At 74.3% G+C, this 23,143-nt stretch carries 14 protein-coding genes; 7 read left to right on the top strand and 7 right to left on the bottom strand.

Annotation, left to right across the window (positions count from 1 at the left end; all coding sequences use genetic code 11):
- Nucleotides 1–2 precede the first annotated feature (2 nt).
- The 4 genes from CP980_RS07525 to msrB all read left to right on the top strand — a co-directional run bounded on the left by CP980_RS07525 (nt 3) and on the right by msrB (nt 3,349).
- The gene (locus tag CP980_RS07525) at nt 3–797 is read left to right on the top strand and encodes a pyrimidine reductase family protein (protein ID WP_150493181.1); all 795 of its coding nucleotides are present in this window, start codon (nt 3–5) and stop codon (nt 795–797) included.
- Between the two features lie 148 nt (nt 798–945).
- Nucleotides 946–1,413, top strand: coding sequence for an indole-3-glycerol phosphate synthase (locus CP980_RS07520; protein WP_165937350.1), 468 nt, complete (start codon nt 946–948; stop codon nt 1,411–1,413).
- A 109-nt stretch (nt 1,414–1,522) separates the two neighbouring features.
- The gene (gene murC, locus CP980_RS07515) at nt 1,523–2,920 is read left to right on the top strand and encodes a UDP-N-acetylmuramate--L-alanine ligase (protein ID WP_132759067.1); all 1,398 of its coding nucleotides are present in this window, start codon (nt 1,523–1,525) and stop codon (nt 2,918–2,920) included.
- A gap of 21 nt (nt 2,921–2,941) precedes the next feature.
- Nucleotides 2,942–3,349: a peptide-methionine (R)-S-oxide reductase MsrB gene (msrB, locus tag CP980_RS07510; protein WP_099888965.1), complete on the top strand. Its 408-nt coding sequence runs from the start codon at nt 2,942–2,944 to the stop codon at nt 3,347–3,349.
- A 25-nt stretch (nt 3,350–3,374) separates the two neighbouring features.
- Here the strand turns inward: msrB and CP980_RS07505 are convergent, their stop codons facing one another.
- The 4 genes from CP980_RS07505 to CP980_RS07490 form a co-directional block, all read right to left on the bottom strand.
- Nucleotides 3,375–4,118, bottom strand: coding sequence for a hypothetical protein (locus CP980_RS07505; protein WP_208834772.1), 744 nt, complete (start codon nt 4,116–4,118; stop codon nt 3,375–3,377).
- Nucleotides 4,119–4,144: 26 nt separating this feature from the next.
- Entirely contained in the window at nt 4,145–5,074 is a 930-nt protein-coding gene (locus tag CP980_RS07500; RefSeq protein ID WP_150493179.1) for a hypothetical protein, read from the bottom strand.
- Between the two features lie 90 nt (nt 5,075–5,164).
- Nucleotides 5,165–5,602, bottom strand: a complete 438-nt coding sequence (locus CP980_RS07495) for a helix-turn-helix transcriptional regulator (RefSeq protein WP_229907416.1) — start codon at nt 5,600–5,602, stop codon at nt 5,165–5,167.
- Nucleotides 5,603–5,607: 5 nt separating this feature from the next.
- Nucleotides 5,608–6,243, bottom strand: coding sequence for a helix-turn-helix transcriptional regulator (locus CP980_RS07490; RefSeq protein WP_150493177.1), 636 nt, complete (start codon nt 6,241–6,243; stop codon nt 5,608–5,610).
- A 321-nt stretch (nt 6,244–6,564) separates the two neighbouring features.
- Here CP980_RS07490 and CP980_RS07485 point away from each other — a divergent pair, with 321 nt between their 5' ends.
- From CP980_RS07485 to CP980_RS07475, 3 genes are all read left to right on the top strand, one after another.
- Nucleotides 6,565–9,738, top strand: coding sequence for a type 2 lanthipeptide synthetase LanM family protein (locus tag CP980_RS07485; RefSeq protein WP_229907415.1), 3,174 nt, complete (start codon nt 6,565–6,567; stop codon nt 9,736–9,738).
- A 119-nt stretch (nt 9,739–9,857) separates the two neighbouring features.
- Nucleotides 9,858–10,088, top strand: coding sequence for a hypothetical protein (locus CP980_RS07480; protein ID WP_132759063.1), 231 nt, complete (start codon nt 9,858–9,860; stop codon nt 10,086–10,088).
- 108 nt (nt 10,089–10,196) lie between these two features.
- Entirely contained in the window at nt 10,197–13,115 is a 2,919-nt protein-coding gene (locus CP980_RS07475; protein ID WP_150493173.1) for a helix-turn-helix transcriptional regulator, read from the top strand.
- Nucleotides 13,116–13,129: 14 nt separating this feature from the next.
- On the opposite strand, the gene CP980_RS07470 is transcribed toward CP980_RS07475, so the two are convergent.
- The 3 genes from CP980_RS07470 to CP980_RS07460 are packed head-to-tail and all read right to left on the bottom strand — an operon-like array spanning nt 13,130 to nt 23,129.
- The gene (locus tag CP980_RS07470) at nt 13,130–14,404 is read right to left on the bottom strand and encodes an MFS transporter (RefSeq protein WP_150493171.1); all 1,275 of its coding nucleotides are present in this window, start codon (nt 14,402–14,404) and stop codon (nt 13,130–13,132) included.
- 32 nt (nt 14,405–14,436) lie between these two features.
- Nucleotides 14,437–15,792: a cytochrome P450 gene (locus tag CP980_RS07465; protein ID WP_150493169.1), complete on the bottom strand. Its 1,356-nt coding sequence runs from the start codon at nt 15,790–15,792 to the stop codon at nt 14,437–14,439.
- A complete protein-coding gene (locus tag CP980_RS07460; protein ID WP_150493167.1) occupies nt 15,789–23,129 on the bottom strand; it encodes a non-ribosomal peptide synthetase in 7,341 nt (2,446 codons plus the stop codon). Before CP980_RS07460 ends, CP980_RS07465 begins: the two co-directional genes overlap by 4 nt.
- Nucleotides 23,130–23,143 lie beyond the last annotated feature (14 nt).

Genomic DNA, 23,143 nt, shown 5'->3' with positions numbered 1-23,143 from the left:
CGATGCGACGCCTGTTCCCTGTGACCGATCAGACATCGGCCGACCCGACATCGGCCCCCGCGGACCACGGTGACCGTGAGTGGTCGCTCGACGAGCTGGCGGAGGCGTACGCGTACCCGGCGATCGCTCCGGAGGGCCACTGGCTGCGGGCCAACATGGTCTCCACCCTGGACGGCGCGGCCCAGCACGACGGGCGCTCGCAGCCGATCTCCAGCGAGACCGACATGCGGATCTTCGGCACCCTGCGGGCGCTGGCCGACGTGGTGGTGGTCGGCGCGGAAACGGTTCGCCAGGAGGGGTACCGCCCGGCGCGGGCCCGGGAGGCCTTCGCGGCCCGGCGCGCGGCCGCCGGACAGGGTCCCGCCCCCGCCATCGCGGTGGTCACGGCGAGCCTGGACCTGGATTTCTCGCTGCCCCTGTTCACCTCGCCCCTCGTGCCGACCCTCGTGGTGACGGGGGCGGCCGCATCCGCCGAACGGGTGGCGGCGGCCGCCGGGGCCGGGGCCGAGGTGGTCCTGGCGGGTGACGGGGCGGCCGTGGATCCGGCCCGGATCGTACGGGAGCTCGCGGACCGGGGGCTGCGCCGCCAGCTCACCGAGGGCGGACCCCGGCTGCTGGGGCAGTTCGTGGCCGCCGACGTGCTGGACGAGCTGTGCCTGACGATCTCGCCGATGCTGGCCGCGGGCGGGGCCCAGAGGATCTCCGGAGGGCCCCCGGTGACCGTGCCGCACCGGCTGGCTCCGGCCTCCGTACTGGAGGAGGCCGGGTTCCTTTACACGAGCTACCGTCGGATCTGAGAAGAGGCGGAATTTGTTGTTCCGCTTAGCTTCCGGTGGGCACATACCTGGGCAGATATATCCACGCGTGGCTCCGTGTGAAAGCGGGGCAGGATGGTTTCCGCAGGGGCCGGCCGACCGGCCCCGGCCCATGAAGGAGAGGGCGTCCGTGTTCACGAGCGTTTTGATGATCGAGCAGCCGCTGACCAGCGTCGACGTGGACTTCGTCACCAGCCTGCACGGGGACGACCCGGTCTCCTTCCTCGTCCTCATGCAGCCCCGGGGCGACCAGGACCGCCTGCTGCGCGCCATCGACGACGTGGCACTCGGAGAGATCCCCGACGCGCTCCGCGAGGCCGACGTACCGGAGGGCCACGCCGCCCGCGGCCCGGCCGAGCAGGCGCTCGTCCACTCCCTGGAGGCCCTGCGCAAGAAGGGCGCCAAGGCCACCGGGCAGATCATCGAGGACCACCCGCTCGACAGACTCAGGGCCGTCGTCGAGGAGTCGAACGCCGACGAGGTGATCGTCCTGACCGCCCCGCACTTCGTCGAGGAGTTCTTCCACCGCGACTGGGCCTCCCGCGCGCGCCACAAGGTCGGGGTTCCGGTGCTCAAGCTCTTCGCCCACAACGAATAGGCTGGCGTCCGACACACGCGCCGGGACGCGCGAGCCGGGGTGGGACACCGCCCCGTACCGCCTCCCGCGTACCGATTCCGTACCGACCCGCACCTTGGGGAGATCCCGTATGACGCCGCCCGGCCTGCCGAACGCCATGGAACGCCCGCACTTCATCGGCATCGGCGGCGCCGGGATGTCCGGCATCGCGAAGATCCTCGCCCAGCGGGGCGCGCGGGTCGCCGGCAGTGACGCCAAGGACTCCGAGACGGCGCAGGCGCTGCGCGCCCACGGCGCCACGGTCCACATCGGGCACGCGGCCGAGCACCTCGCCCCCGACGCCACCTGCGTCGTCGTCTCCAGCGCCATCCGCGCCGACAATCCGGAGCTGGCGCGCGCCGCAGAGCTCGGCGTCCCCGTGGTGCACCGCTCGGACGCCCTGGCCGGCCTGATGGACGGCCTGCGGGCGATCGCGGTCGCCGGTACGCACGGCAAGACCACCACCACCTCCATGCTGGCGGTCTCCCTGTCGGCGCTCGGCCTGGACCCCTCGTACGCGATCGGCGGCGACCTGGACGCCCCCGGCTCCAACGCCCACCACGGCGAGGGCGACGTCTTCGTGGCGGAGGCGGACGAGAGCGACCGCAGCTTCCACAAGTACGGCCCGCAGGTCGCGATCATCCTGAACGCGGAGCTCGACCACCACGCGAACTACGCGTCGATGGACGAGATCTACGAGTCCTTCGAGACCTTCGTCGGCAAGATCGTGCCGGGCGGCACCCTGGTCGTCGCCCACGGGCAGGAGGGCGCCGCCGAGATCGCCGCCCGGGTCCGCGGCACGGAGGGCCTCACCGTCGTCACGTACGGCGAGGAGGAGGGCGCCGACGTCCGGATCACGAAGATCACCCCGCGCGGTCTGACCAGCGAGGTCACCGTGGTCATCGAGGGCCGGATGCTCACCTTCACCGTCTCCGTGCCCGGCCGCCACTACGCGCACAACGCCGTCGCCGCCCTCGCGGCCGGTGTGGCCCTCGGCATCCCGGTGCACAACCTGGCCTCCGCCCTCGGCAAGTACACCGGCGTCAAGCGCCGCCTCCAGCTCAAGGGCGAGGCCTCGGGCGTGCAGGTCATCGACTCCTACGCGCACCACCCCACCGAGATGACCGCCGACCTGGAGGCCATCCGCGGCGCCGCCGCAGACGCCCGGATCCTGGTCGTCTTCCAGCCGCACCTCTTCTCCCGCACCCAGGAGCTGGGCAAGGAGATGGGCCAGGCCCTCGCCCTCGCCGACTCCGCTGTGGTCCTCGACATCTACCCGGCCCGCGAGGACCCGATCCCCGGCATCACCAGCGAGATCATCATCGCGGCCGCCCGCAGCGCCGGCGCCGACGTCACCGCCGAGCACGACAAGGCGGAGGTCGCCGACGTCATCGCGGGAATGGCGAAGCCCGGTGATCTCGTTCTCACCATGGGCGCGGGTGACGTCACGGACCTCGGTCCGGCGATCCTCGCCCGCCTGGCGGACTGAGAACGAGGGAGCGGGAGAGTCATGTCGTACGAGGTCGAGAAGACGGACGAGCAGTGGCAGGCCGAGCTGACGCCGTCCGAGTACCAGGTGCTGCGCCTGGCGGGCACCGAGCCGGCGTTCCGCGGTGAGTACACCGACACCAAGACGGCCGGGGTCTACTCCTGTCGCGCCTGCGGCTCCGAGCTCTTCCGCTCCACCGAGAAGTTCGAGTCGCACTGCGGCTGGCCGTCCTTCTACGACCCGAAGGACTCCGACGCCGTCGAGCTGAAGGCGGACACCTCGCACGGCATGGTCCGCACCGAGGTCCTCTGCGCGAAGTGCGGCTCCCACCTCGGGCACGTGTTCGAGGGCGAGGGGTACCCCACCCCCACCGACCAGCGCTACTGCATCAACTCGATCTCGCTGCGCCTCACCCCCGAAGAGGGCTGACGGGGCTGACGGGGGCTGACGGGGCTCACACCGCGAGGCGGTCCACGGCGGGCAGGAACTGGTCGTAGAAGCGGGCCTTGAGGTGCAGGGCCCGCTCCTCCAGCTCGCGGAAGCAGTCGGTGGACTCCTCCTGGGCGAGGAGTTCGGTCACCCGCGCGGCCAGCCGGTCGGAGTGGGAGCCGGACAGCAGGGACACCGTCGCCAGCGAGTGCGTCTTCGCGTCGTGGACGTGGTGCGGGAAGTAGAAACGGGAGCGGTTCCTGCCCCCCTCGGTCAGCAGGGGGGCCATCCGCTCCCACAGCCGCCCGTACTCGACGGAGACCAGCACCTCGCCCCAGAACCGCAGGATCGTCAGCAGCCTCAGGTCGGCGTCGGCGTGGCCGCCCGCGTCGGCGATCAGCTCCAGCGTGTCCCGGATGACCTCCTGGGTGTCGGCCGTGGGCCGGGAGGCGACCAGTGCCGGGCGGGAGATCCCCAGCCGATGCATGTCATGTGTCATGTCCTCCCGGTGCGAGGGCGTGTGGCCGTGGCCGTCCGGATACTCCTCCCGCAGGATGACCCGGGCGATCCGCAGCCCCGCCTCGTCGCGCAGCAGGTCGATCGCGAGGTCGTAGCAGGGGGTGAAGGCGAGCGAGACGAAGCGCCGCTGGAGCAGGAGCGCGGCGAAGTCCTCCTCCGGGAGCCCCTTGACGTTCGCCAGGACCGGATGGGCCCGGAACCGCTCGATCAGTGCGTCTTCGAACCCGTCCAGGGCGTGCAGATCGTGCATGGCCGTACCTCGTACCTCTCCGTGGATCACAGGCTGATGCTTGCCACCGACGTGCGCCAGTCGAGGAGATCCACGTCCTTGCCGATGCTCCACAGCGTGCGCAGCTCCTGCTGGACCTCCTCGCCCATGACGGTGTCCGCGCCGTCGATCTCGATCTGCGTGGAATCGATGGCGAGCTGGCCGTGCAGGAACGAACTGACCAGAAAATGCTGATCGGCCTTGAACACGGCGATCGAGGGAAGGGAGTTGTAGAGCCTCACCTGGAGGCGCGCCCGGCTCCCGGCCGGGATCTCCGCGTTCAGCTGGGCGAGCCCGGCGAGGCAGTACTCCACGCTGGCACGCACGTTCACCGCGAGCGCCGGATCGCGCACCGCCCTGAGCGCCTCGTCCCGCAGTCCCGCCACCGGCGACGAGGGGTGCAGGAGCAGGATGCGTACGTGGACCTGCTGGTCGGTCAGTGCCTTGTGCATCGCGGCCTTGAGGTGGTGCAGGTTGGGGATCCACGTCTGCAGGATCACCAGCTCGTCCGCGGCGTTCCCGAGGAACCCGGTGAACACGTCCTCGGGGAAGCGGCTGTGCACCGCGACCACGCCGCCGTAGTGCTGCCGTTTGAGGCGTTGGGCGATGGCGTCGACGTCCAGCTTGGACAGGTGTGCCTCGACGTTGGCGTTCAAGTCGTCGATCTTCGTCCGGACGCTGGTGTCCAGGGCCTTGACGTCGTCGTGGACCTCGTCGAGCCGTTTCAGGCGGTCGAGTTCGAGCAACAGGAAGACCGTCACCGTGCTCAGGATGAGCAGTGTGACCTTGGGGAGCGCACCTCCGGGGGCGAGCGCGTCGAGCCAGCCGAACAGGTCGGCCAGCAGGACCACCACGCCCGATGCGGCCATCAGGCCGAGCGCCAGCTGCTCCACCTTCCGCCGGACGTCCCCGCTCCGGCGGCGCACTGCGTTGCTCATGTTCCCCCGACCCCCGGCCCGACCCTCCCGCCTGAGCGATGACCGTACACCCGTTGATCGGCGGGCAAGGGCGACTTTTCGGCCATCACGTCAGATGAGGCTGTGGCGGACGGCGCAGGCCACGGCGTGGGCCCGGTTGCGGGCCTGGAGGCGGGACATGAGCTCGTAGATCACGTTCTTGACGGTGTGCTCCGAGCAGGACAGGGTGCGGGCGATCACCGCGTTCCCGTGGCCCTCCGCCATCAGCGTGAGCACCGCCGTCTGGCGGGCCGTGAGCCGGGGGGCGTCGGCCGGGGCCGCCCCGGACCGGGTGGCCGGGGTGCTCGCGGCGGCGGAGGTGGCCGCCGCCGAGGTGGCCGCGCCGAGCAGGCGGACCAGGGCCTGGTAGGGCATCCGGCCGTCCCCGGCCTGGCGCAGCAGCGTCAGCCGGTCGGGGGCCGCGGGGCTCCGTACGGAGGCGAGGGCGTGCGTCTCGCGCACGTCGTGGATCTCGCGCACGTCGTGCGTCTCGCGCGTCAGTTCGGCCACGGCGCTCACAGCAGGCCCACCCGCATCGCGTAGGCGACCGCGTGGGCGCGGTTGCGGAGCCGGAACCGCTGGGTGATGTCGTGGACGACGCTCGTCACGGTCCGCGGCGAGTAGCACAGCTGCTTGGCTATCTCGTTCGTCTCGTGGCCGTCGGCGACCAGCCGCAGCACGCTGCGCTCCCGGTCGCTCAGGCCCGCGGCCGCCCACGGGTCCGTGCCCCCGCCGGTGCCGGCGCCCGCCCGGCCGCCGGCGCCGGAGCGCTCCAGCAACCGGTCCAGCAGGTCCGGCGGCAGCGTGCAGTCGCCGCGGGAGGCGGCCAGTACGGCGCGCGAGAGGCGGGTGACGTCCGCCTCGCGGCGGCGCAGCAGCCCTCGGGCGCCGGCCGCGATGGCGTGCAGGGCGCCGTCGGGGGCCAACTCACCGGCCACCAGCACCACATCGGGTCGGGCCGGGGTGTCGCGGACGGAGTGCAGGACGTCGAGCTCCGGCCCGCCGACCTGGTCCACGGTCATGACGACGACCCGCGGGGCCTCACCCGGGGCGGTCAGGGACACCTCGGGGCAGGCGAACAGGGTGCTCTTGGTTCCGGCTTCCAGCACGGGGTCGAACGCGACGACGTCGACAGGGACGGGTACTCCCACCAGGTCCTCCGATGTTCATCCGCCGGCCGGGGTGCCGGACAGGGCGGAAGGGGCACTGCACACAGGCTGCGGGTGGGGGCCGGGGCCGGGCATCGGGCCGCGGCCCCCACATTTGCCCGGGGGCGCCCGCACCGGCCCGGATCCCGCGCGGTCAGGGCTCCGGGCCGCCCGCCACCTGCCGCGATCCCCATGCCGCACCGCTCCTGCCCGGCCGCCCCACCACCCCCTACGGCGGGCCCGCGGCCCCCATGGGGGCCCGTCCACGGAATATGGGGGATCGGCCCCCATGTGCGCGCCCCCGCACTCTGCGAGTTTTCTCCTGTGACCGACACCGCCACCACCGCCGAAGAATCCCAGGTCGGCGGCCTGGCCCCCTCCTGGTGGGCCCGGGCCCTGAACCTGCGGGAGCGCCTCGCCGCCCCGGGTACCCCGGTACCCGCGCCGGCCGACGCCCCCCACAGCCGACCGGCCTCCTGGTCCCTGGGGGACCCGGACGGCTTCGCGGCCCGGCTGGCGAGCCTGGGTGTCACACAGGACACGGCGTACGCCCTCGCGGCGGAGGCCCCCGGCCGGCTGGCCGCCCGTACGGACCAGCCCGAATGGGCCCGTGCCGTCGAGCGGATGGTGGCCGAGGCCCCCGCCGAGGTCCCCGCCGCGGCGCCCGCCGGGCTCCGGGCGGCGGACGCGGACGGCGCCGCGGCGTTCCTCCCCGCGCTGCGCCCCCTGGTCCGCTCCGCCTGGGAGCGGACCGCCGCACACCTCGACCTCACCGGGAGCGAACTCGACGCCGTACGGGCCGCCTTCGAGGAGCGCCTCGGCGACCGGCTGATCCGCCAGGCCGCCCGCACCCTGGTCCGCGAACTCCACCGGGCCCGTACGGAGGGCCTGTTGGCGGGGGAGACCCCGCGGGAGCGGTTCGCGGACTTCGTGGCCCGGCTCGGCACCCGGCAGGGCCTCGCCGGGCTGTTCGGCCGCCACCCGGTGCTGGCCCGGATGCTCGGCCAGGCCTGCGGCCAGGCGGCCGAGGCCACGGCCGAGCTGTTCGCCCGCTTCACCGCCGACCGCCCCGGGATCGTCGCGGGCCTGCTGGACGGCACGGATCCGGGAGCCCTCGTACGGGTGGACCTCGGCCGGGGAGACGTCCACCAGGGCAACCGCTCCGTGGCCCTGCTGCACTTCGCCGGCGGCGCGGCCGTCGTCTACAAGCCCCGGCCGCTCGACCAGCACGTCCTGCTGGACCGGGCGGTCGGCTGGGCCAACGCCAAGGTGGCGGGCCTGGGCCTGCGGACCCCGCGCTCGGTGCGCGGCGAGGGCTACGGCTGGCTGGAGTTCATCGAGCACGGCTGGTGCTCCTCGCCGACCGAACTGGACCGGTTCTACCGCCGCCAGGGCGCGCTGCTCGCCCTGCTCTACGCGGTCGACGGCGTGGACATGCACTACGAGAACGTTATCGCCTGCGGTGACCAGCCGGTGCTGGTGGACGCCGAGACCCTGCTGCACGCCGGGCTGCCGGCGGCCGTGACCTGCGGCTCCGACCCGGCGGCGGAGGCCCTGGCCGCCTCCGTGTACCGCACCTGCCTGCTGCCGAGCCTGCTGATCGGCGAGAACGGGGCCATGGACATCTCCGCCCTCGGCGGCGGGGACGGCGGCTCCTACCCCAGCGACGGACTGCGCTGGGAGGCCGCCGGAACGGACGAGATGCGGCTGGTGCGGGCCCCGGTGGCCACCGGGGCCGGGCAGAACCGGCCGGGCCCGCAGGGCGGGACGGCCGGCCACGCCGACCACCGCGCGGCGCTGCTGGAAGGGTTCCGGGCCGGGTACGACGCGATCACCGAGCACCGCGCGGAACTCCTCGGAACCGAAGCGGGCGACGCGGGGCTGCTGGCCCGCTGGGCCACCAGCCCGGGCCGCCTGATCGCCCGCTCGACCCGCCTCTACACGACCCTGCTCGACGAGTCCACCCACCCCGACCTGCTGTCCGACGCGCTGACCCGGGACACCGTGTTCGCCGTGCTCTGGACGGAATCCGAGCACGACCGGGCGCGCCGGCGGCTGATCGAGGACGAGATCGCCGACCTGTGGTCGGGGGACGTGCCCCTCTTCTTCCACCACCCCGCGGACACCGCGCTGCGGACCTCCCGGGGCACCCGCCTCGACGGGGTGCTGCCGGCCCCGGGTCTGCACACCACCCGCGCCAAGATCGCCGCGATGGGGGAGGTGGACCGCCACGACCAGGAGTGGATCATCTCGGCGACGCTCGCCGTCACCGGAGCCAACCTCAGCGTCGGCGGCCCCCGTTCGACCCTGGCCGGCCCCGCCGCGCCGGTCGTCGTCCCCGAGCCCTCCCGGCTGCTGGCCGCGGCCTGCGGGATCGCCGACGAGATCGCGGCCCGGGCGGTGCACGGCGGCGACCGCGTCAACTGGCTGGGCCTGGAGCAGGTGTCCGCAGACCACTGGGCCGTCCTGCCGATGGGCGGCGGGCTCGCCCAGGGCTACTGCGGGGTCGCGCTCTTCCTGGCCCAGCTCGGCGCCCTGACCGGCGCCGAGCGGTACACCGACTTGGCCCGGCGGGCCGTGCGGCCGCTGCCCGCGCTGCTCGCCGCGCTCGCCGCCGACCCCGCGCTCGGGGCCGCGGTGGGACCCGGCGCCCTGCACGGGATCGGGGGCATCGTCTACACGGCGGCCCGGCTGGCCCCGCTGCTCGGCGAGGACCTCGCCGGCTGCCTGCCCGACGCGCTCGCCGCCCTCGAACGGGCCGCCCTGGCCGACGCGGAGGAAGGCGCCGACGGGCCGGCCGATCTGGCCGACGGCCTCGCCGGAGCCCTGGCCGCCGCGGTCGCCGCGCAGCGCACGTACGGGTCCCTGGCGCGGGGCGCGGCCCGGCGGCTCGCCGACCGGCTGCTGGCCCGGGCCGAGAAGAGCCTCGCCGATCAGCGCCCCCCCGCCCCCGGCTTCGCCCACGGCGACGCGGGCATCGGCTGGGCCCTGCTGCGCTACGCGGCCGCCCTGGACGAGGCGGGGGAGCCGGGGGCCTCGTACGCCCGGACCGGCGCGGCCCTGCTGCGCCCGGCGCTGGAGGAGGCCCTGCTCCGCCCCGCCGACCTCGACTGGCACTCGGGTCTCGCGGGGACCGCGCTGGCCGCCGCCGACGTCCTCGGAGCCGACCTGCTCCCGGCGGCGGAACTCGACCGGTGCGCCGCGCTGCTGGGCGCGCCCGGCGCCGCACCCGACCTCAGCCTGCACCGCGGCTCCCTCGGCTCCCTCGAACTGCTGGGCGTGCTCGCCGGGCAGGGCCACGAGGGGGCCAGGGCCGACCTCGGCCACCGCGCCGGGGAGGTCCTCGGCCGACTGGAGGAGCACGGGCACCGCTGCGGCACCCCCGACCACGTACCGTCCCCCGGTTTCCTCACGGGGCTCTCCGGCATCGGATACGCCCTGCTCAGGCTGGGCTTCCCGGCGCGCGTCCCGTCCGTCCTGCTCCTCGAACCCGCGTAACGCGGCCCGTACTTCGCCATCCCCTGCTTCGCCGTCCCGTACCACGCCGTCCCGGCGGCACCCCGCACTTCCGCACCGAGCACCACTCCCCTCAGGTATCGAGAAAGGTACTCACCACCATGCAGAAGCCCCAGGTCAACGCCCAGTCCGTCGCCGCCGCCGACGAGGCCGCCGCAGCGGCCGCCATCGAGGCGCGGACCGAGGACCCGGCCGGCGGGATCACCCTGTCGGGACGGAACAAGGCGTGCGCCCGGGCCCGCGCCCTGGCCGGTGTGGTGCTCACCAGCGGCATCGTCATCACCCTGAGCTCGATCGACACGAGCGTCTCGGCGCCGAACGTCACCTGGTAGGGCCTGTCCGATCTTCTCCGGATCTCTCCCGGATCTTCACCCCGCCTCTGTTCGAAACGGCCAACTTTCGTCGCACAATCGGCCGATCCCATGAACTAGATTGCGGACATGCGTTCCCGCTCGCGGTACATCGTCGGTCGTGACCCGCAACTGCGCGAGATCAAGCAGGCACTGACCGACGCGGGCGAAGGCCGCGGCGGGGTGGTCTTCCTGGTCGGCGAGGCCGGAATCGGGAAATCGAGGCTCGCCGCCGAAGCGGTCGGCATGGCCTTCGGCATGGGCATGCGGGCCCTGCGCGGCCGCAGCAGCACCACCGGCCCCACCGTTCCTTTTCGGCCACTCACCGAAGCGCTGATGTCGCTGTTCCGCAGCGGCGAACCCCTGGACGACCTGCCGCTCGGCCCCTACCGTCCCGCCCTCGGCAGGATCATCCCGGACTGGAGCAGCGACGCCCAGAACAACAGCTCCATGGTCATCCTCGGCGAGGCCGTCCTGCGGCTGCTCATCGCCACCGGCAAGGAGCACGGCCAGCTCCTGCTCCTGGAGGACCTGCACGACGCCGACCCCGAAACGCTCGCGGTCGTCGAATACCTGGTGGACAACCTGGAGTACACGAACGTGGTGCTCCTGGCCACCATCCGTACGGAGCCCTGCGACGCGCTCGACATGGCCGACTCGGCCCGCCGGCGCGGCGTGGGGACCGTACTGGAACTGGCCCCGCTCACCCGGCCCGAGGTCGGCGCGGTCATCGCCGCCCAGCTGGACACCGAGCCCGAACTCGTCCCCCGCCCGGCCCTGGACCGGCTCTGGGACGACAGCGCGGGCAGCCCCTTCCTCGTCGAGGAACTGCTCCAGGGCATGATCGGCAGCGGCGCCCTCGTCCGCTTCGAGGACGGCTGGCGGGTCGTCGGCGACCTGCGCAGCGACGTGTCCACCGCCCTCGCCCGGGGCATCCTGCGGCGCATCGACCGGCTCGGACCCCAAGGGCTGACCCTGCTCTCCGCGGCGGCCGTCATCGGCCGCCGCTTCCCGCTCACCGTGCTCCAGCGGATGACCGGCATCGACGACCGCGGGCTGCTCAGCCACCTGCACGCCGGCGTCGCCGCCCAGCTCGTCGTCCCCGACGAACCGGCCCCCGACTGGTACGCGTTCCGCCACTCGCTCACCGCCGAGGCCCTGCACACCCAGCTCACACCCGGCAACCGCGCGCAGATGTCGGGCCGCGCCGCCGACGCGGTGCAGGCGCTCTACCCCGACCTCGAAGGCGACTGGTGCCCCCTGGTCGCCGAACTGCGCTCCCAGGCCGGCGAGGACGCCGAGGCCGGGCGCCTGTTCACCGCCGCCGGCCTGCGCGCCCTGGCCGCCGGGGGGATCAGCTCCGCGATCACCCTGCTCAGCCGCGCCGAACGGCTGCTCGCCGCCAGCCAGGACCCCGCCGGGCGCACCGACGCCCTGGAGGCCCTGCTGCCCGCGCTCGCCGAGGCCGGGGACTTCGCCCGCGCCTTCGGCTTCGCGGAGAACCTGCACACCCTCGGCGGCAGCGGGCTGAGCGCCACCCGGCTCGCCGCCCTGCACACCCGGCTCGCCAAGGTGGCCCACACCGCGGGCCGCTGGGAGGACGGCAACAGACAGATAGCCCAGGCCAGATCCCTCCTGGGCGCCCAGCCCGACGAGCGCGCCACCGCCTCGATCGACGTGACCGCCGCCTACCTCGCGCTCGACACTCCCGGCCCCGACCGCACCCAACTGGCCGAGAAACTGGGCAACTCCGCCCTCCAGGCGGCCCAGCGCCACGGCCTGGCCACCGTCGCCTGCCAGGCCCTGGAACTCCTGGCCACCCTCGCCCGCGAACGGGACTTCGACGAGGCCACCGCCCTGCTGGAATCGGCCCTCCAGACCGCCGAACAGCACCAGCTCCCGCTCCAGCGCATGTACGCGCTGACCCGGATCGGCGGCAACTACTGGCTCACCGAAGGCGCCACCGCCCCGCTGCTGGCCGCCCGGAGCGAGGCCCAGCGGCTCGGCTCGGCCACCATCGTCCACACCATCGACGGCATCATGATCCTCGACGCCGTCCTGCGGGGCGAGTTCACCGCCGCCGAGCGGTCCGCCGAGGAATGCCTGGCCGTCGTCCAGCGCCTGCGGCTGGCCCCGGCCACCCGGTACGTCCTCATGGCGCGGGCCGCGCTGGCCGCCCACCGGGGCGAACGGCCCGCGATGGAGAGCGCGCTGGCCAGCTTCGCCGAGAACGACGGCGCCGGCTCCCAGGAGGAACCCCTGACCCTGGGCCTCGCCCGGGCCTTCTGCGCGCTGATGGAGGAGGACCGCCCCGGCGCGGTCGGCGCACTGCGCTCCGTCGCCGAACTGGAGGACGCCAACCCCAGTACGTACTACCTCAGCGGGCGGTACGGCATCGGCCTGCTCCTGGACGTGCTGTCGGGGGAGGCCGACCGCGCCGCGTACGAGGAGATCGCCGCGACCGCGCCCGGCCGGATGCGCTGGAACCGGCAGTTCGTCCTGTTCGCCGGGGCCGTCCTGCTGGGCCGTGAGCGCCGCGCCGAGGAGGCCGCGGCCGCCGTGGCCGAGGCCCTGCGCGTCGCCGCCCCGTACACCACCGCCCTCCACCTGGGCCTGAGGCTGATCGCCGACGCGGCCCACGAGGACGGCTGGGGCGAGCCGGTGGCCTGGCTGCGCCGGGCGGAGGAGCACTTCCACCAGGGCGGCGTGGCCGCGGTCGCGGGCGCCTGCCGCGCGGCCCTGCGCCGGATGGGCGCCCCGGGCCGCCAGCGGCGTACGGGTTCGAGCACGATCCCGGACGTCCTGCGCACCCAGGGCGTGACGGTCCGCGAGTACGAGGTGTTCCGGCTCCTCGCGGAGCGGCTGGGCAACAAGGACATCGCCGACCGCCTCTACATCTCCCCGCGTACGGTCGAGAAGCACATCGCGGCCCTCGGCGCCAAGACCGGCCGCGCCAACCGGGCGGGGCTCTGCGAACTCTCGGCCTCCCTGGAGGCGTCGGGCCCCTGAGGACCCGGGCACGGTCATCGCATCTCGCGGACCGTGCGCGAGGTGAGGATGCCGACCGCCGTCACCGCCAGGACCGCCGCCGAGACGGTGAACATCGCGGCGGTGCCCGACTGGGCCAGGGCCCCGCAGACGATCAGGGAGAGCGGGGCCACCGCGTAGCCGATCACCATGTCCACCGAGATCACCCGGCTCAGCACCGGGCCGTCGATCGTGCGCTGGATCCAGCTGAGGCCGAAGACCCCCTGGAAGCCCATCCCGAAGCCCATCGCGAGCACCGTCGCGAGGGCCCCGGCCGTGTTGCCGACGAAGCCCAGCAGCCCCGTGCCGATCGCCAGCCAGCCCGCCAGAGCGGCGATCAGCAGCCCGATCCGCGGCCGGCCGCCCACGGCCCCGCCGACCAGGGTGCCGAGCATGGCCCCGCCGGCCAGCGCGCCGTTGAGCAGGCCCAGGGTGGCCGAGCCGCCGTGCAGGTCGACCTTGGCCAGGGTCGCGAAGCCCACCGTGAACGGCCCCGCCTGGCAGAAGGTGACCGCCGCGTCGACGGCCAGGATCGTACGGATGCGCGGGTCCTCGAAGGCGTACCGCAGCCCGGCGCGGATCCGGGCGCCCAGCGAGACCTCGGCCCCGGCCGGGGCGGCGCCCGCGGCCGGACCCTTCTCGTCGGCGGCGGCGCCCGCCGGCCGCGGCCGCGGGCGGATCCCCGCCACGCACACACCGCAGAGCGCGAAGCACACCGCGTCGACGAGGAAGGCGACGGAGGCGTTGGAGAAGGCCACCACCATGCCCCCGACGGCCGGGCCGAGCACCGCCGCCACCTTGGTGCCGACCGCGAGCAGGGCGTTGGCCGGCGCCAGCTGCTCCTCGTCGACCACCGAGGGCAGGATCGATGCCCGGGCCGGCTGGAAGAAGGCGTCGACCGCCCCGAAGGCGGCGGCGGCGCAGCACAGCGTCCACAGCGTCAGGGAGCCGGCCAGACCGGCCAGGCCCACGCCCGCCATCAGGGCGGCCCGGGCCCAGCTGGAGAGCTTCATCAGGGTCCGCGAGGACCAGGTGTCGCTGAGGGAGCCGCCGACCAGGGTCAGCAGGGCCCGCGGCACCGCCTGGAAGGCGAGGACGTACCCGAGGGCCAGCGTGGACTGCGTGAGACCGAGCGTGATCCAGGAGAAGGCGATGTAGCTGAATCCGTCGCCGAGCAGGGACAGCGACTGTCCGAGCCACAGCAGCCGGAACGAGGGCAGGCGTGCGGGGGCGCTCAGCCGGTCCCGCGCGTCCACCAGAGTGGAAGCCATGAACGTCATCCCATCCGTAGGGCCGGCCGCGGTCAGTAGCGGACGGGCAGGGCCGTCAGCGCGCGGTTGAGGAGGGAGGGCTGCCAGGTATGCTGTGCGCCGAGCAGCTCCAGCCCCGGGTACTCGCGAACCAGTACGTCGACCACCGCGCCCGCCACCAGCCGGGCGAAGGCCGCCCCGATGCAGAAGTGGGCGCCGAAGCCGAACCCGAGGTGCGAGGCGCTGCCTCGGCGGACGTCGAACGCGTCCGGGTCGGAGAAGCGCCCGGGGTCCCGGTTGGCGGCGGCCGTGACCAGGAAGAGCCGGTCCTCGGCGCGCACGGAGCGCCCGTCGAGGTCGAAGTCCCGGGCGGCGGTGCGGATCGACATCTTGGACGGGCCGTCGAAGCGCATGGCCTCCTCCACCGCCATCGGCACCAGCGCCGGGTCCTCCCGTACGGCGGCCAGCTGCTCGGGGTGCTCCAGCAGGGCGAGCACGGCGTTGACGATGAGGTTGCTGGTGGTCTCGCCGCCGGCGAAGGCCATCTGGGTCAGCATCCCGACGAATTCCTCCTCGCTGACCGACTTCCCGATCTGACCGCCCGCCAGCACGGCGCTGATCAGGTCGTCCTTCGGGTCGGCGCGGCGCTGAGCCACCAGGTCGGCGAGGTAGTCGTCCAGGTTGACCAGGGACTGGAGCGAGGTGCGGTACTCGCGCTCCTCCTGCGCGGCCCCGAGGACCAGGTCGCCTACGCGGGCGTTCCAGTACCAGAAGGAGGGGCCGTGCGCCTGGGGGACGCCCAGCCAGCGGGCGAAGACGAGCGCGGGCAACGGCCGGGCGATGTCGGCGACGAGGTCCCCGGTCCGGCCCGGGACGGCGCGGCGGGCGAGCATGGCGCGGGTGGCGCGCTCGACGAAGGCCCGGTAGCGGCCGATCGAGCGGGCCGCGAACTGCTCCTGGAACACCTGGCGCAGCCGCCGGTGCTGCGGGGCGTCGTTGAACACCATCCAGCGCGACAGGATCCCGAAGGCCCGCTCGGCGTCCTCGCGGGCGCCCTCCGGCACGGCGTCCATCAGCGGGCGCACCCGCTCGGCGGAGACGGCGGGGGCGCGCAGGCAGTGCATCAGCTGGGCGTGCCCGGTGACGAGCCAGGCCCGGTGCATGGCGGACCAGTACACGGGGTCGTGGTCGCGCAGGGAGTTGAGGTACCCGTACGGGTCCGCGTTGACGGCGGGGTCGAGGAGGTAGCGCTCGGTGAAGGGGGCCGCGGGGGCCGCGGGGGCCGCCGGCGTGATGCGCGGGGCGGCGGCCGGTGCGGCCGGCGGGGCGGTGTGCCCGGTCACCGGGCACACCAGGGGGGACGTCCGCGCGGTCGCGTCCGCGGCCGTGTTCGTGGTCAGGACGGTCATCGGCGTGCCTCCGACTGGATCCGGCCGAGCGCAGCAGCGGTCTTGTGCATCAGCCGTTCGGACATCATGGACATGTGGTCGCCTTCGGTGACGTGGACGGTCAGCCCGCCGAGCGCGATCTCGCGCCAGCGTTCGACGTAGGTGCGGAAGTCCACGTCCAGCCCTGGCATCGGTTCGCCGTCGGGCAGTTCCGCGGCCGCGCTGCCCACCAGGAGGTGGACGTGGCCGGGGTAGGGGCGCAGTTCGTACGCGGACAGGGCGGTCAGCAGCGAGTGCCAGACCTCGATGGGGGCGTGCTCCACCAGGGCCGCCTCGCCGGGGCTCATACCGGCCCCCAGGAGCAGGGTGGTGAGCTCGGCCACGGCCGCCTCCCGCTCCGCCGACGGCGGCAGCGTACGGACACGGTCGCGCATCCGCAGCGCCCGCTCCATGTCCCGGCTGACCGCCGCGAGGCGTTCGCGGGAGGCCGGGTGGGGCAGGTGCGGCTCGATCAGCGTGAGCGGGGCGACGGTGTGACCGGCCCCGTGGAGCTGGGTGGCCATCTCCAGGGCGATGTTGGCGCCCATGGACCAGCCCAGCAGGTCGTGCGGGCCGTGCCCGCCGTGGGCGGCGAGCTCGGCGGCGTAGTTGGCCGCGATCCCGGCGATGGTGGTCGGGTCCACCCCGCCGAGCAGGCCGCGGGCCTGGAAGGCCCGGACCGGCCGGCCGGGCGGCAGGGCCCGGGCGAGCGGCACGTACCAGGCGCCGCTGCCGCCGCTGGGGTGCACGCACCACAGCGGGGCGCCGTCGCCCTCGCGCAGCCGGACCTCCGAGGTGACGGCCTTGGCGCCGGCGGTCTCCGGGGCCCGCGCCGCCGTCTGCGCGGCGCGGGCGGCGAGCCGGGCGATCGTCGGCAGTTCCAGCAGGTCCCGTACGGAGACGCTCAGCCCCCGGGCGGCCGCCTGGGCGGCGACCCGGACGGTCGAGAGCGAACTGCCGCCGAGGGCGAAGAAGTCGTCGTGGACACCGACCTGTTCGATGCCGAGCACCGTGCGCCACACCTCGGCGAGCACCACCTCGGCCGGGGTGCCCGGCGCGACGTAGTCGGTGGCGCTGCCCAGCCGGTCGGCCGCGGGCAGCGGAAGGGCCTTCTTGTCCACCTTGCCGCTGCTGTTGACCGGCATCGCGTCGAGGAAGACGAACCGCGCGGGGACCATGTACGCGGGCACCTTGGCCCGCAGCGCCTGGCGGAAGGGCTCCACGACGGGTTCCACGCCCGCCTCGGGCACCACGTACGCCACCAGCGCCGGCTCCGGCAGGTCCCGCCGCAGCAGGACCACCGCCTGCTGCACCTGGGGCAGTTCGCGCAGCCCGTGCTCGATCTCGCCGAGCTCGATGCGGAACCCGCGCAGCTTCACCTGGCTGTCGCGGCGGCCGAGGACCTCCACCGCGCCGTCGGGCAGCTGGACGCCGATGTCGCCGGTGCGGCACAGCCGGGCGCCGGGGGCGCCGTACGGGTCGGGGACGAACGCGGCGGCGGTCAGGTCGGGGCGGTTCACGTAGCCCCGGCCGATCGCGCGCCCGCCGAGGTAGACCTCGCCCTGCACCCCGACGGGGACCGGCTGGAGGTCCTCGTCGAGGACGTAGACCTGCGTGTTCCGCATGGGCCAGCCGATCGGCGGGCGCTTGCAGTCCGGCTTGAGGAGGGTGGAGACGGACCACACGGCCGTCTCGGTGAGCCCGTAGACGTTGTAGAACCGCCGTCCGCGCGCCCACTTCTGGGCCAGTTCGGCCGGGCAGGCCTCGCCGGCGACCTGGAGGATCCGGATCGCGGGGAAGCGGTCCTCGCCGAGGGCCGCCAGGGCGCTCGGGGCCAGCATCGCGACGGTGATCCCGTAGTCGAGCAGGGTCTGCGCGAGGTCGGAGCCCGCGCGCAGGGCCTCCCGGGGCGGTGTGCACAGCTGGGCGCCGTTCGCCAGGGCCCAGGTCAGGTCCATGATCGAGACGTCGAAGCTGAGGGAGGCGAACTGGAGCACCCGGTCGGCGGGGGTCACGGGGAACAGGTCGCGCTGCCCCTCCAGCATGTTGGTCAGGCTGCGGTGCGCGATGGTGACGCCCTTGGGCGTGCCCGTGGAGCCGGAGGTGTAGAGGACGTAGGCCGCGTTGTCCGCGGTGACGGCGGGCGCCGGGACCGCGGGACCGGCCGGAGCCGCCCAGGTCGCCGGGTCGTCCACGACCAGGGTCGGGCCGTCGAACGGCACCGTCCCCACCAGCGAGGACTGGGTGATCAGCACCGGCATCCCGCTGTCCTCGACGATGAACTTCAGCCGGTCGGCGGGGTGCTGCGACTCCAGCGGCAGGAAGGCCCCGCCCGCGCGGAGCACGCCGAGCACGGCCCGGACCATCTCCGGACCCCGGTCGAGGCAGATGCCGACGGGTACCTCAGGACCGACCCCGAGCGCCCGCAGCCGGTCCGCCAACCGGTGCACGGAGGCGTCCAGTTCGGCGTACGTGACCTCGCGGTCTCCCTGCCGGACGGCCACCGCGCCGGGCGTGAGCACGGCGTGCTCGGCCACGCACTCGTGGAACATCAGCGAGGTGTTGGGCAGTTCGGGGCCGCGGCCCCACTCCTCCAGCGCCCGCATCCGCGCCTCGCCGGCCAGCACCGGCGCCGTCACCGGGGCCTGCGGCCGCGCGGTCATCGCCTTCAGCACCCCGCACATCAGGTCGGCCAGCTGCTCGGCGGTGGCCGGGGCCAGGTAGTCCGGGTCGACGTCGAGGGTGAAGGACTCCACGCTCGCGTTGAGCATCAGCGGGAACGCGGTGCGGGCGATCTCCAGCGAGTCGTCCCAGCTGTCCCCGGACAGCCGGTGGAAGTTCACGTAGTTGAACAGGGTGTCCGCCAGGCTCGGCTGACCGGGCCGCAGCTGCGCGAGCCGCGCCAGCGGCACCCTGCGGTACGGGAGCATCTCCTGCTCGGCCGCGAACGCGGCCTTCAGGTACTCCAGCCAGCTGCCCCGGGGCCGGCGCACCCCGAACGGCACGGTGTTCAGGAACAGCCCGCGCATCCGGTCGGCGCCCGGCACCTCGGGCCGGCCGTTGGTGACCAGGCCCACCGAGTGGCCCTCGGCGGAGCCGTCGCGTTCGGCGAACAGGCTCATGGTGTGGTGGAACGCGCAGAGCAGGACGGTGCGGCGGGGCACTCCGGCCAACCGCGCCAGCCGGCCGATCGGCTCCGCGAGGGCGGCGTACGAGCGGCGCACCTCGTGCACGAACTGCCCGCCGTCCGAGGCCTCCGTACCGCGCCGGGTGAACCGGACCGGGCTCAGGTCCGCGAGCGCCGTCCGCCAGTACTCCAGACCCTCCTCGTCGACCAGTGCGGCCCGCTCCAGCGCCACGTACTCGGCGTACGGGGGCGCCGGCGGCAGCTCCGGGCTCCGGCCCTGGGCCACGGCCTGCCGGTGCAGGTCCAGCAGGTCGGCGATGAGCGAGGTCAGGCTCCAGCCGTCGAGGACCACGTGGCAGTCGGTGAGCGTGAGCCGCAGCTCCCGGTCGGTGAGGTGGTGGAGGTGGATGCGGACCAGCGGCGGGGCCGCCAGGTCGAAGCGCCGGGCGAACTCGGCGTCCACGTAGCCCCGTACCGAGGCCCACTGCTGCGCGTGCGGCAGGCCCCGCAGATCGCTGTAGCCGACCGGGAGCGCGGCGGCGGAGTGCACCAGCTGGAGCGGCTCGGAGAAGGAGACCAGGTCGATGGAGGAGCGCAGGATGCTGTGGCCGCGCACCACGGTGTCCACCGCGGCCTGGAAGGCGGCGAGGTCGAAGCCCTCCGGCACGGTGATCTTGAGGTCGGTGACGTTGTGGTAGGCGCCGCGGCCCGGATCGGCCAGCATCTCGTGCAGCATCCCGGCCTGGAGCATGGTCAGCGGGTACGCGTCGTCCAGGCCCTGCGGCAGCCGCGCCGCGTCGGCCGGGTCCAGCTGGGAGAACGGCTCCACGGGCGCGGGACCGGTGCCCTCGGCCGCCTCGGTCGCCAGCGCGGCGAGGTCGCCCAGGGTGCGGGCCCGGAACAGGTCCGGCACGCTCAGGCCCAGACCGGCGTTGCGGACCTGCCCGATCACCCGCAGGGCCAGCATCGAATCGCCGCCCAGGTCGAAGAAGTTCGCGGTACGGCTGATCCGCTCGGCGCCCAGCACGTCCGACCAGATGCGGGCCAGCGCCTCCTCCGCCGCACCGGCCGGCGGGACGTACCCGGCGGGTGCGGCGGCCCCCTCGACGGCCACCGCCACCAGGGAGGTGCGGTCCACCTTGCCGTTGGCGGTGATCGGCAGCTTCGCGTGCCGGACGAACAGCGCGGGCACCATGTACTCCGGCAGCGTCAGGCGCAGCCGGTCGCGCAGGTCCGGCGCGTCCAGCGGCCGGCCCTCGGTCAGCACCACGTGGGCGACCAGGCGGGCCCCGCCGTGCGCGTCGGGCCGGGCCACCACCGCGGCGTCCCGGACGCCGGGCAGGGCGCGCAGCGCGGTCTCGATCTCGCCGGGCTCGATGCGGAAGCCGCGGATCTTGACCTGGTGGTCGGCGCGGCCGGCGTACGCCAACTGCCCGTCGGGCAGCACCCGTACCAGGTCACCGGTGCGGTACATGCGGGTGCCGGCGGGACCGAAGGGGTCGAGGGGGAAGCGCTCGGCGGACAGCTGGGGCCGGTTGCGGTAGCCGCGGGCCACGCCGCCGCCGGACACGTAGAGCTCGCCCACGGTGCCGTGCGGCACCAGGCGGCCCGCCCGGTCCAGGACGTAGCCGTGCTGGCCGGCCAGGGGGCGGCCGATCGGCGAGTACACGGGCGAGACCGTGTCCTCCTCGGTGATCAGCCGGTAGGTGACGTGCACGGTCGTCTCGGTGATCCCGTACATGTTCACGAGCGCGGGCCGACGGTCCTCGGGCACGGCGAACCAGTCGCGGTAGTCGCGGGCGTCGAAGGCGTCGCCGCCGAAGACCACCGTGCGCAGCGCGAGCTCGGAGAATCCCGCTCCCTGCTGGGCCAGATGGGCCCGCAGTCCCTTGAAGGCGGCAGGGGTCTGGTTCAGGACGGTGACGCGTTCGTCGCGCAGGACGGCGTGGACGGCCGCCGGATCGCGGACCTCGTCCTCGGTCAGCACCACCACGCGCCCGCCGGAGGCCAGCGGGGCCCACAGCTCCCAGACGGAGAAGTCGAAGGCGGGGGAGTGCAGGAGCGTCCACACGTCGTCGGCGCCGAAGTCGAAGTGGTGGTCGGCGGCGCCCAGCAGCCAGGCCAGGTTGCCGTGGGTGATCTCGACGCCCTTGGGCTGCCCGGTCGAACCGGAGGTGTAGATGACGTACGCGAGGGCCTGCGGCCCGGGGACGGCGCAGTGCAGGTCCTCGGTGTCCTCGCCCGGGCCGTCGCCGGGGTCGCAGGAGGGGGCTCCGGCGGGATCGGCCAGCGGGATCAGGCCCACCGGCAGCCCCTCGACCGCCGCGCGGCCGACCGCGTCGGTGACCACCCACTCCACCCCGGCGTCACCGACCGTGAACTCCCGCCGGGCCCGCGGGTGGGCGGGGTCCAGCGGCAGGTACGCCGCACCGGCCCGCCATACGCCCAGCAGCGCGACGGCCAGGTCGACCGAGCGGCCCAGGCACACCCCGACCAGGGACTCCGGACCGATGCCCGCCGCCCGCAGCCGCCGGGCCAGGGCCAGCGAGGCCGCGTCGAGCTCGGCGTACGTCAGGCTGCGGCCGCCGCCGGAGACGGCCACGGAGGCGGGGGCCAGCCGGATCCGCTCGGCCAGCCGCTCCATCGCGAGCCGCGGCGCCGGCTCGGGCACGGCGCCCGCCGGCGGGCGGTTGGCCGGGCCGTCGGGGCCGAGCAGCGCGGCCCGCTCGTCGGCGGTGAGCAGATCGGCCATGCCGAGCGGCACGTCCGGGGCCTCGGCGAAGGCCCGCAGCACCGCGAGGGTGTGCTCGGCCAGCCGGGCCACCGAAGCCGCGTCGAACAGGTCGGGGCGGTAGACGAAACGCAGCCGGATGCGGTCCGCGTCCTCGCTGACGTCCAGCGTCAGGTCGAACTTCGCGGTGGTCAGGTCGATGGGGAAGGGCGTGCCCGTCGCACCGCCCAGGGCGTACCCGCCCTGCTGCGCGGTGGCGGAGTGCGAGAACAGCACCTGGAACAGGGGGTTGCGCGACAGGTCCCGCTCGGGGCTGAGCTCGTCGACGACCCGCTCGAAGGGCAGGCTCTGGTGGGACAGGGCGCCCAGGACGCTCTCCCGGGTCCGGGCGAGGAGCTGGGCCGAGGTCGGGTCACCCGCCAGGTCGGTCCGGATGACCAGGGTGTTCACGAAGAACCCGACCAGCTGCTCGATCTCCGGGCGCTCCCGGTTGGCGACGACCGTGCCGATCGCGATGTCGTCCTGGCCGCTGTGGAAGGCCAGCGCCGCCTGGAAGGCCGCCATCAGGGTCATGTACGAGGTGGTGTCGGCCCGGCGGCCGAGCTCGGCCAGCGCCGCCGTCAGCCCCTCGGGGAGCTCCACCGTGTGCACGGCGCCGGCGGAGCTGCGGACGGCGGGCCGCGGGTGGTCGGTGGGCAGTTCGAGCGGGGTCAGACCGGCCAGCGCCCGGCGCCAGTAGTCCAGGTCGGCGCTCTCGTCCGCGCCGCGCTGCCAGTGCGCGTAGTCGGTGTAGTCGACCGGCGGCTGGGGGAGCTGCGGGGCCCGGCCCTGGCATCTGGCGCGGTAGCAGGCGCCGAGGTCGCCCGTCAGGATGTCCAGCGACCAGCCGTCCGAGACGATGTGGTGCATGGCCAGGACCAGGACGTGGTCCTCGGCGCCGATCCGCAGCAGCGTGGCCCGGAACGGGGGCGCGGCCGCCAGGTCGAAGGGGCGCAGCGCCACCTCCCGCACGGCCGCGGCGATCGCCCCGGGGCCGCCCTCGCGGACCGCCGGGGGCAGGTCCACCACGTCGAGGCCGGCCGCGTCGGCGGCGGGCAGCACGCGCTGGGCGGGCACGCCGTCCTCGTGGGAGAAGACCACCCGCAGCTGCTCGTGGCGGGCGGTGAGGTCCCCGATCGCGGCGCTGAGCGCGGCGGTGTCCAGGGGCCCGGTGAACCGCCAGGCGGCGGGCATCAGGTACTCGACGCCGCCGGGGTCGAGCTGGTCGAGGAAGTACAGGCGCTGCTGGGCGGCCGACAGGGGAGCCAGGGCGGGGCGCGGGTCCAGGCGCGGGATTCCGGCGGGCGCGGCGGAGGCCTTGCCGCGCAGGCGCATTTCGAGGAGCCGGCGGGCGGCGGGGGAGAGGCCGCCGGGGGCGTTCGACGAGGTGGTGGTGGAGGGTTCGACCTGTGCAGTGGTCATCGCAAGTGCCGTCC

Origin of the sequence: Streptomyces vinaceus (genome assembly GCF_008704935.1) — a bacterium.
In the GTDB taxonomy this organism is placed as follows: Bacteria; Actinomycetota; Actinomycetes; order Streptomycetales; family Streptomycetaceae; genus Streptomyces; species Streptomyces vinaceus.
Note: the sequence above shows the minus strand (reverse complement) of the source record. Positions and strands in the feature narration are given on the sequence as shown.

Coding starts and splice junctions, on each gene's coding strand:
- CP980_RS07525 (WP_150493181.1), top strand. CDS start 3: ATGCGACGCCTGTTCCCTGTGACCGATCAGACATCGGCCGACCCGACA.
- murC (WP_132759067.1), top strand. CDS start 1,523: ATGACGCCGCCCGGCCTGCCGAACGCCATGGAACGCCCGCACTTCATC.
- msrB (WP_099888965.1), top strand. CDS start 2,942: ATGTCGTACGAGGTCGAGAAGACGGACGAGCAGTGGCAGGCCGAGCTG.
- CP980_RS07505 (WP_208834772.1), bottom strand. CDS start 4,118: ATGCACGATCTGCACGCCCTGGACGGGTTCGAAGACGCACTGATCGAG.
- CP980_RS07500 (WP_150493179.1), bottom strand. CDS start 5,074: ATGAGCAACGCAGTGCGCCGCCGGAGCGGGGACGTCCGGCGGAAGGTG.
- CP980_RS07480 (WP_132759063.1), top strand. CDS start 9,858: ATGCAGAAGCCCCAGGTCAACGCCCAGTCCGTCGCCGCCGCCGACGAG.
- CP980_RS07475 (WP_150493173.1), top strand. CDS start 10,197: ATGCGTTCCCGCTCGCGGTACATCGTCGGTCGTGACCCGCAACTGCGC.
- CP980_RS07470 (WP_150493171.1), bottom strand. CDS start 14,404: ATGGCTTCCACTCTGGTGGACGCGCGGGACCGGCTGAGCGCCCCCGCA.
- CP980_RS07465 (WP_150493169.1), bottom strand. CDS start 15,792: ATGACCGTCCTGACCACGAACACGGCCGCGGACGCGACCGCGCGGACG.
- CP980_RS07460 (WP_150493167.1), bottom strand. CDS start 23,129: ATGACCACTGCACAGGTCGAACCCTCCACCACCACCTCGTCGAACGCC.